At 68.9% G+C, this 8,465-nt stretch carries 9 protein-coding genes; 1 reads left to right on the top strand and 8 read right to left on the bottom strand.

Translation table 11 applies throughout. The features are described from left to right. From AC04L7_RS07630 to AC04L7_RS07620, 3 genes are all read right to left on the bottom strand, one after another. On the bottom strand, positions 1 to 247 hold a 247-nt coding region (locus AC04L7_RS07630), incomplete at its 3' end, for an OsmC family protein (protein WP_475512772.1). A gap of 38 nt (positions 248 to 285) precedes the next feature. After that, positions 286 to 813 (bottom strand): rhodanese family protein, encoded by a 528-nt coding sequence (locus AC04L7_RS07625; protein WP_435997939.1) that lies wholly within the window; start codon positions 811 to 813, stop codon positions 286 to 288. Positions 814 to 823: 10 nt separating this feature from the next. Continuing rightward, complete coding sequence (locus AC04L7_RS07620) at positions 824 to 1,135, bottom strand: ArsR/SmtB family transcription factor (RefSeq protein ID WP_435997937.1); 312 nt, start codon at positions 1,133 to 1,135, stop codon at positions 824 to 826. A 72-nt stretch (positions 1,136 to 1,207) separates the two neighbouring features. On the opposite strand from AC04L7_RS07620, the gene AC04L7_RS07615 reads away from it, so the two are divergent. Beyond that, positions 1,208 to 2,068, top strand: a complete 861-nt coding sequence (locus AC04L7_RS07615) for an MBL fold metallo-hydrolase (RefSeq protein WP_435997935.1) — start codon at positions 1,208 to 1,210, stop codon at positions 2,066 to 2,068. 5 nt (positions 2,069 to 2,073) lie between these two features. Here the strand turns inward: AC04L7_RS07615 and AC04L7_RS07610 are convergent, their stop codons facing one another. From AC04L7_RS07610 to thrA, 5 genes are all read right to left on the bottom strand, one after another. Further along, the gene (locus AC04L7_RS07610) at positions 2,074 to 2,811 is read right to left on the bottom strand and encodes a murein L,D-transpeptidase catalytic domain family protein (RefSeq protein WP_435997933.1); all 738 of its coding nucleotides are present in this window, start codon (positions 2,809 to 2,811) and stop codon (positions 2,074 to 2,076) included. A gap of 49 nt (positions 2,812 to 2,860) precedes the next feature. Beyond that, positions 2,861 to 3,901, bottom strand: coding sequence for a L,D-transpeptidase (locus AC04L7_RS07605; protein ID WP_435997931.1), 1,041 nt, complete (start codon positions 3,899 to 3,901; stop codon positions 2,861 to 2,863). A gap of 200 nt (positions 3,902 to 4,101) precedes the next feature. Beyond that, positions 4,102 to 5,391, bottom strand: a complete 1,290-nt coding sequence (gene thrC, locus AC04L7_RS07600; protein WP_435997929.1) for a threonine synthase — start codon at positions 5,389 to 5,391, stop codon at positions 4,102 to 4,104. Between the two features lie 53 nt (positions 5,392 to 5,444). Beyond that, positions 5,445 to 6,374: a homoserine kinase gene (locus tag AC04L7_RS07595; protein ID WP_435997927.1), complete on the bottom strand. Its 930-nt coding sequence runs from the start codon at positions 6,372 to 6,374 to the stop codon at positions 5,445 to 5,447. A 31-nt stretch (positions 6,375 to 6,405) separates the two neighbouring features. Next, positions 6,406 to 8,465 (bottom strand): bifunctional aspartate kinase/homoserine dehydrogenase I (gene thrA, locus AC04L7_RS07590; protein WP_475512771.1); only part of this gene is annotated, 2,060 nt, incomplete at its 5' end.

Here is an 8,465-nt window from a genome sequence, read left to right as displayed (position 1 = left end):
CGGTCGCGTGGGTCACCAGCTTGCCCGGCGCGTTCTTGAACTTGCGCAGGGCGAACAACAGGCTGGCCGACAGGCAGTTGGCCACGGCCGACAGCAGCAGGCGCGTCGGGTTCGGACCTTCGCCCTTCCCCAGCGGCTCGGGCTCGTCGGTCATGAGGTCGGCGATGGTCGTCTCGTCGAAGCGGATGCGGAAGGCGTAGTCGTCTTCCTGCTCCAGGGTGAGGCTGATGCGCTGGGTGCCACTCATGGAGGGCTCCGTTGGGAAGAGTCGGGCGGTGGACGGGATCATGGCATCGTGCGGCGATTCCAGGGCATCAATGCCAGCACGCGCGCCATGCCGCAGAAGCCGCTGACGCCCGCGAACACCAGGCCTGCACCCACGAAGCCTGACAGCAGCAGACCATACGGCGAGACCATCGCGGCCAGCAGGACACCGGTGAGTACCAGCGCCCCGGCGGCGATCTGCACCTGCCGCATCAGCTCGATCGGCTGGCGACGGTCCACGCGGACCGGCAGGCCGGCGCCTTTCCAGGCCTCAAGACCGCCGGACAGGACGAACGCCTCGCATCCATCCGCCGCCGCCGATGCGAGCATGGGACCATTCGCCCGGGTGCGGGCACCGGAGCGGCAATGGAAGATCAGGGTCTTCGAAGCGCCCCGGGGTATCGGCCCCGTCGCCTGTGCCACGGGCCACAGTACGGCGCCTGGAATGTGCTCGCGTGCGTGCTCGTCGCGATTGCGGATATCCACCAACACGGCGCCGTCCGACAGTAGCGACCGCGCCTCGGCGGGAGAAATCGATGGAATCGTCATGGGTGCTTCCTCATGGGCAATACAGGTCTTTCAACAACGACACGACACGCGCCACGCGCGGATCGGCAATGCGGTAGTACACGCTCTGGGCCTCGCGGCGACTGTCCACCAGTCCATCGTCGCGCAGCTTCGCCAGATGCTGCGACAGCGCGGACGGACTGAGTCCGACCTGCTGCGCCAGCTCGCCGGCACTGCACTCGCCTTGTGCGACGAGGGTGCACAGGACCAGCAGCCGACCGTCGTGGCCCAATGCGCGCATGAGGGCCGCGGCGTCGGCGGCGCTGGCGCGCAGTTTTTCCAGGTCGCGCTGTTTGAACGGCATCGGCTGGCCTTTACTTTATACTTTACTTAATTTAGTTTTATCTAAATCAAAAAGCAACCCCCGGAGATCTCCATGACCACCCCCGCCGTGCACGCCTGGTTCGACGACGCCACGAACACCATCACCTACGTGGCCTGGGACCCGGCCACGCGCCAGGCGGCGATCATCGACCCCGTGCTGGACTACGACCACCGTTCCGGCCGCGCCTCGCACCATAGCGCCGACACGTTGCTGGGCTTTGTCGCCGACCACGGACTGACGGTGGACTGGATCCTGGAGACGCACGCGCACGCCGACCATCTCAGTGCCGCCCCCTACCTGAAGGACAAGACCGGCGCGGCGATCGGCATCGGTTCGCGTATCACCGAGGTGCAGCGAACGTTCGCCCAGGTGTTCGGGCTGGATGACGTGAGTGGCGAGGGGCGCGAGTTCGACCGCCTGTTCCGCGATGGGGACACGTTCGCGCTCGGGGGGCTGCAGGTCGAGGTGATCCACACCCCCGGCCACACGCCCGCCTGCGTGTCCTATCGGATCGGCGAGGCGGTTTTCGTGGGCGACACGCTGTTCATGCCCGACTACGGTACCGCGCGTACCGATTTCCCCGGCGGCGATGCGCGCACGCTGTACCGCTCGATCCAGAAACTGCTCGCCCTTCCGCCGAGCACCGTGATGTACCTGTGCCACGACTACAAGGCGCCGGGACGCGACCACTACGCGTGGCGGACCACCGTGGCCGACGAGAAAGCGCGCAACGTGCACATCGGCGGCGGTGTGGACGAAAACAGCTTCGTCGCGATGCGCGAAGCGCGCGATGCCACGCTGGCGGCGCCGACACTGCTGCTGCCGTCRCTGCAGGTCAACATCCGCGCCGGCCGCCTGCCGGCACCGGAAGACAACGGGCGACGCTACCTGAAGATTCCGATCAGGATCTGACCCGATCATCCACCCGGCGGGATCGATGCCGGATGGGTGGCCACGCCGCTTCCGCAATCGGCGCTGAGCAAGCGCGACTGCTTCAGCCAGGCGGGATCGGGATAGTAGGCGAACAGGAACGAACCGCCGCGGATGCTGTCGATCAGCGGCTTGGCCACGGCACTGCCGACCGCCGGGCACCCCAGGCTGCGACCGAGGCGTCCCTGCATGCGCACGAGCGCGTCGCTGACATAAGGGGCGCCGTGTATGACGATGGCGCGCTCACGCGCCCTGTCGTTGAAGCCCGGCTCAAGCCCCTGCAGGCGCAGGGAATAGCCGTTGGATCCGCTATACGCTTCCTGGGTGACGAACGCCCCGAGGCTGGACATGTAGCTGCCGGTCGCATTGGAGAAACGGGTGGCGAGGTTCTCCCCCGTGTTGCGCCCGTGCGCGACGCGCTCCTCGAACAACAGGCGTGCGCGCTCCAGATCGAACACCCACAGCCGGGGTTGCGTCGACGGCAACGAATAGTCGATCACGCTGAGGCGCCGCATCGGCACCGGTTCGCCGCGCCGGATCGTGCACGTCATCGCATGCGCCGCCATCGACAGCACCTCGCGGTCGAGCGACGGCGCGGCACGATGCAGTGCATCGACCAGGCGTTCGGAAGGCGCGGGAGGCGGCGAAGCGGCCCGTACCGCATACGTCGGGGCGATACCCGCAACGACGAGGCACAACGACAGCACGCGGTGGCAACGGTTCATGACGGAATCCGGGGCATGGGAAGCAGCATCCCGATTCCGTCCGGGAGGCTCAGCGTACCCCTGTCGTGGGGCTGCTTTCGTCCGATTCCAAGACGGGCACGGTCGACGGGTCATCCTGCGTTGCGCGCACGCCGGGCAGATCCGACAGCAGTACGGTCGTCCCGGGCTTGAGGACGGCGTACAGGCGGCGGGCGAAATCCTGCGGAATCCAGAAGGAATCGCCCAGCGCGCGCAGCGGCGGCATCGGCGCGCCCTCCTCGCCCAGCACCCGATGCGCGACCCAGCGATGTTCCTTGTGCCGGGGATCGAGCAGGCTGGGGATGTCCTCCATCTCGGTCGTCATCACCAGCAGCACGGTGCCGTTGAGCTCGAAGTCGCGGACCCGCTGCACCGGTGCGGCACCGATGAGCACGCCGTTGCGCAACACCGATACCCGCGGGTCGTACAGGCTGACCAGGATGCTGACCGGCCCGTCCGGGGACGCCGCCTCGTTCCAGTACACCTCGTACGCCGACAGTGGCGGATGTGCCACCTGCCCTCCTGCGGTCACCGGGGCCAGCACGGCGGGATGCACCAGGCTGGCCGGCGATGCCTTCGCATTGGCCACGACCACCGAGTCACCGAAGCGCGTGATGCCGAACAGCTTCTCGGCGAAGGCCTGCGGCAGGCGGACGCAGCCATGCGACGCCGGATAGCCCGGCAAGTGTCCCCCGTGCAGCGCGATGCCGTCCCAGGTGAGCCGCTGCATGTAGGGCATCGGTGCATTGTTGTAGAGGTTGGAACGGTGATCCTTGTTCTTCTGCAGGATGGTGAACACACCGGTCGGCGTGTCCTTGCCGGCCTTGCCCGAACTGATCGTGGACACGCCGATCGCGATGCCGTTGCGGTAGACGTAGGCACGTTGCTCGTCGAGACTGACCACCAGCACCACCGGGCCTTCCGGCGCGATCTGCGGGTACCAGAGGAATTCGCCCGGCTTCAGCGCACGGACGTCGGCCTGCGGTACGGCGGACTGCGCGTGCGTAATGGTCGGAACGATGCTGGCGAGCACGGTGGCCAGCAGGAGGGTCTGCAACAGGGTGCGCTTCATGGGCGAGAGCTTATCGCAGGTGGGTCGTGCGCCGAGGACGGCGACGCCCTCCTGCAGGAGCGACGCGAGTCGCGACCGTGCACCAGCGACTGCTCGGAAGCCCTCTCGACATCATCCCCGGCGCTCAGGAAGACGTCGACGTGCATCAGACCGTGCGGTCGCGACTCGTGTCGCTTCTGCAGGGGCGATCCGTCACCGGACTAGACCGAGAGGCGCTCGCGCAAGGCGTTGTAATCGGACGGAATCGGATCGGCCTGCGCGGGACGCGCCAGCAGGTCGGCCAACGCGGGCGGCACCTCGACGGCACGCCCGATCAGCGGTTCCACCACGCTCTCGAACTTGGCCGGATGCGCCGTGGCCGCGACCGCCCAGTCGCCCTCCTCCCCCTGCGCGCGCAGGTCCTCGAGGACGTTCACCGCGGTCGCCGTATGCGGGCAATGCACCTCGCCATGATCCTGGAACCTGCGCGCGATGACCGCGCGTATGGTCGCGTCGTCGACACTGGACGCCGTGAACGCCGTCCGCAGCGCCGCGTCATCGCCTGCGTAGAGCCAGCGCAGGCGCTCGAAGTTGCTCGGCGCACCCACATCCATCGCGTTGGCCAGCGTCGACACGCTGGCCGCCGGCGCATAGTCGCCCCCCGCGAAGAAATCCGGCAGCACGCGATTGGCATTGGTCGCCAGCACGATCCTGCCGAGCGGCACRCCGAGTGCGCGCGCCAGGATTGCCGCCATCGCGTTGCCGAGGTTGCCGGTGGGGATGACCACGTTCAATGTCCGCCCCGTCTCCGCGCGGTGCGCCAGCGCTGCATGGGCGTAGTAACTCATCTGTGGCAGCAGCCGGCCCAGGCTGATGCTGTTGGCGGAACTCAGGGGCACCTGCGCTTGCAGGTCGGCATCGTTGAGGGCGCGCTTCACCAGCGCCTGGCAATCATCGAACGAACCCGCCACGCGCAACGCCGCGATGTTGTCGCCGAAGCAGCCCAACTGGTGCGCCTGCCGTGGCGACACGCGTCCGTCCGGATACAGCACGACTACGCGCAGGCCCGGCTGGCGATGGAAGGCGGCCGCCACTGCCGCACCCGTATCGCCGGAGGTCGCGACGAGGATCGTCAAGGGCGTGTCGTGTTCGCGACGCAGGCGCGCCATGCTCGCGGCGAGGAAGCGCGCGCCGAAATCCTTGAAGGCAGCGGTCGGTCCATGGAACAGCTCGAGTACATGGTCTCGCGGCGTCCCGAGCGGACGCAGCGGCGCCGGGAAGTCGAAGGCCTCGCCGCAGATCGCCGCCAGTTCGCCTTCCAGTCCATCACCCGCGAAGAACGGCGCCAGCAGGGCCGTTGCCGTCCCGGCGATGTCGCGCCCGGGCGCGAGCTCGCGCGCCCTCGGGAGTGCCTCGGGAACATACAGCCCGCCGTCAGGCGCGAGGCCGGCGGCGATCGCCTGGCTGAGCGAGGCGGCGGGTGAAGCGTGTCGGGTCGAGATGAAGTTCATGGGGTTCGCAGGCAAAGCACCACGCATGCAGTCGCGGGGGCCGGTGGAAGGAATCAGTGGGCGGACAGGAGTTCCGCGCCCGTGGCGTTGATCGGCGACACCCAGGCCTGGCTGTCGAAGCCGGCCGAGGCGAAAGCGGCCTGCACTGACGGTGTTGCCGCTTCCGCTTCGCCACGCGACTCGAACCAGGCGAACACGCTGGGGCCCGCACCCGAGATGCTGGCGCCCAGTGCGCCCGCTTCCAGCGCGGCGCGTTTCACGGCATCGAAGCCGGCGATCAACGGTGCACGGCGCGGCTCGACCAGCACGTCGCGCAGGCCGTCGCGCACCAGCATCGCATCGCCGGCGTGGCAGCCGGCGAGGACCAGTGCGAGGTTCGCGCTCTGGGCCACGAACGCCTTGAGTTCGTACGCTCCCTGCAGGGCGGCTCGCGCGCGACGCGTCTCCAGGATGGCCTCGGGATGTACGAGCAGGCTGTGCCAATGATCGGGCACGGGTATGCGCACCAGCCGCTCGGCCGTCGACAGCACCAGCCCGCCCAGCAGCATCGGGCCCAGGTTGTCGCCATGCTTGCCGCCGCTGGCCACCGCCTCGCCCACGAGTGCGTGTGGATACAGCTGTTCGCGCGTGAGCGGCGCATCGAGCAGCGCGTTCGCGGCCACCAGCGCGGCCACGCAGGATGCGGCGGACCCGCCCATGCCCGAGCCGAGCGGAATGCCCTTCTCGATTTCCACCTCGAATCCGAACGGCAGTGCCAGGGCTTCGCGCAGGGAGATCAGCGCCGCACCCGCGGTGTTGCCGGGCGCATCCAGCGGCAGGTCGACAGTGGCACCGCGGATCGCCGAGATGCGGACGTCCGCCGCGTCGATGCGACGCACGGTGACGGTGTCGCCGACGCCTTCGATCACGTGGCCCAGGATGTCAAACCCCACGCCGACGTTGCCCACCGATGCCGGCGAAAACGCACTTGCCTGCTGCCTCATGCCCACGCTCCGTCCCTCGTCGTCGGATCCCTCACAGCTTCGCCCCCTGCCCGGCCGCCACGCGCAGCACGTCGGCGAAGACGCCCGCGGCGGTGACCTCGGGACCAGCGCCGGGGCCTTGCACGATCAGCGGATTGTCGCAGTAACGGCGCGTGGTGAACTGCACGATGTTGTCGGTCAGGCGCAGGTTGCCGAAGGCGTGCCCCGACGGCAGCTCGACCAGCCCCACACTCGCATGGCCTTCGGCATCGAGTCGTGCGACGTAGCGCAGCACGTTCCCCGCGGCGCGCGCGTTCGCAAGCCGCTCACCGAACGTGGCATCCACCTCGCCCAGTCGCGCCATGAAGTCGTCGACACTCGCCTGCCGCAGCCCTTCCGGCACCAGGCTCTCGACCTGCACGTCTTCCAGCGCCAGTTCCCGGCCCGCTTCGCGCGCCAGGATCACCAGCTTGCGCGCCACGTCGGTCCCGGACAGGTCATCGCGCGGATCGGGTTCGGTGTAACCCAGGCCGCGCGCTTCGGTGACCAGCTGCGAGAACGGCACGCTGCCGTCGAACCTGTTGAACAACCAGGCCAGGGTGCCGGAGAAGATGCCTTCCACGGAGACCACGGTGTCGCCGGTATCCACCAGGTCGCGCAGGGTCGAGATCACCGGCAGTCCCGCACCGACCGTGGCTTCATAGCGGAAGCGGGCACCGCTGGCCGCAGCGGCGTCGCGGATGGCGTGGTAACGCGCCAGCGGACCGGCACCGGCCTGCTTGTTCGGCGTGATGACGTGGATGCCGGCGGCCAGCCATTCGGCGTAACGGTCCGCGACCACCGGGCTGGCGCTGCAGTCCACGATCACCGCGTGCGGCATGTGCGCGGACAGCAGGTGCTGCGTGAAGCGGTCGAGGTCGGCCGGTTGCGTACTGGCGTCGAAGCGGGCGCGCCAATCGGGGCCGATGCTGCGCTCGTCCAGCAGCATGCGCCTGCTCGAGGCGATGGCGCGCAGGCGCAGGTCGACGTTGGCCTTGCCCAGCAGTTGCGGTTGCGCCGCGCGCAGTTGCTCGATCAGTGCGCCCCCGACATTGCCCGGGCCGATCACGCCCACCGCGAAGGTCTGCGGTGACAGCCAGAAGCCCGCATGCGCCGCACGCAGCGCCTTGGTGGCGTCGGCGCTGTCGATCGCCACCGAAATGTTGCGCTCGGACGACCCCTGCGCGATCGCCAGGATGTTGACCTGCGCGCGCCCCAGTGCGCCGAACAGGCGCGCCGATACGCCGGGCGTGCCCGCCATGCCGTCGCCGACCGCGGCGAGCACGCTCACGCCATCGCGCCGCTGGACGCGCTGGATCTGCCGGGTGTCCAGCTCGTGCGCGAAGGCGTCCAGCAGCGCCGCCTGCCCCTTTCCCGCCTCGCTGGCCCGGACCACGCAGCAGATCGAATGCTCGGACGAGCCCTGCGAGATCATCACCACCGACACATGCGCGTTGCGCAGCGCCGCGAACACGCGCTCCGCCGTGCCGGGGACGCCGATCAGGCCGGTGCCTTCCAGGTTCAGCAGCGCCAGGTCGGCGCTCAGCGTCAGTCCCTTGACCGGCCCGACCGCATCGCGTTCGGCGGTGATGCGGGTGCCGGGATGCTCGGGATGGAAGGTGTTGCGGATGATGATCGGCAGGCCGCGTTCCATCGCCGGCGACATGGTCTGCGGGTGCACGACCTTGGCGCCGAAATATGCGAGTTCGCAGGCTTCGTCGTAGCTCAGGGCACCCAGCTGCACGGCTTCCGGCACCACGCGCGGGTCGGCCGACAGCACGCCGTCCACGTCCGTCCAGATGTGCAGTTCGGCGGCGTCGTACAGGGCGGCGAAGATGGCGCCGGAGTAGTCGCTGCCGTTGCGGCCGAGCGTGGTGAAACGGCCCTCGCGGTCGCGCGCGACGAAGCCGGTGGCCACGACGCGGCGCTGGGGGTGTGCGGCCTGCCACGCCGCCAGTCGCTGCGCGCTGGTTTCCCAGTCGACCACCACGCCGAGTTCGCCGTGGTCGACGCGCAACACCTCGCGCGCGTCCAGCACGGCGCAGTCTTCGCCCTGCAGCGTCAGGTATTCCC

It is taken from the genome of Pseudoxanthomonas sp. LjRoot204_2 (assembly GCF_056175765.1).
This window is presented reverse-complemented; position numbering and strand designations above follow the sequence as displayed.

Excerpts from the sequence above, each read along its gene's own strand:
- AC04L7_RS07625 (WP_435997939.1), bottom strand. The coding sequence starts at position 813 with ATGACGATTCCATCGATTTCTCCCGCCGAGGCGCGGTCGCTACTGTCG.
- AC04L7_RS07620 (WP_435997937.1), bottom strand. The coding sequence starts at position 1,135 with ATGCCGTTCAAACAGCGCGACCTGGAAAAACTGCGCGCCAGCGCCGCC.
- AC04L7_RS07610 (WP_435997933.1), bottom strand. The coding sequence starts at position 2,811 with ATGAACCGTTGCCACCGCGTGCTGTCGTTGTGCCTCGTCGTTGCGGGT.
- AC04L7_RS07605 (WP_435997931.1), bottom strand. The coding sequence starts at position 3,901 with ATGAAGCGCACCCTGTTGCAGACCCTCCTGCTGGCCACCGTGCTCGCC.
- AC04L7_RS07595 (WP_435997927.1), bottom strand. The coding sequence starts at position 6,374 with ATGAGGCAGCAGGCAAGTGCGTTTTCGCCGGCATCGGTGGGCAACGTC.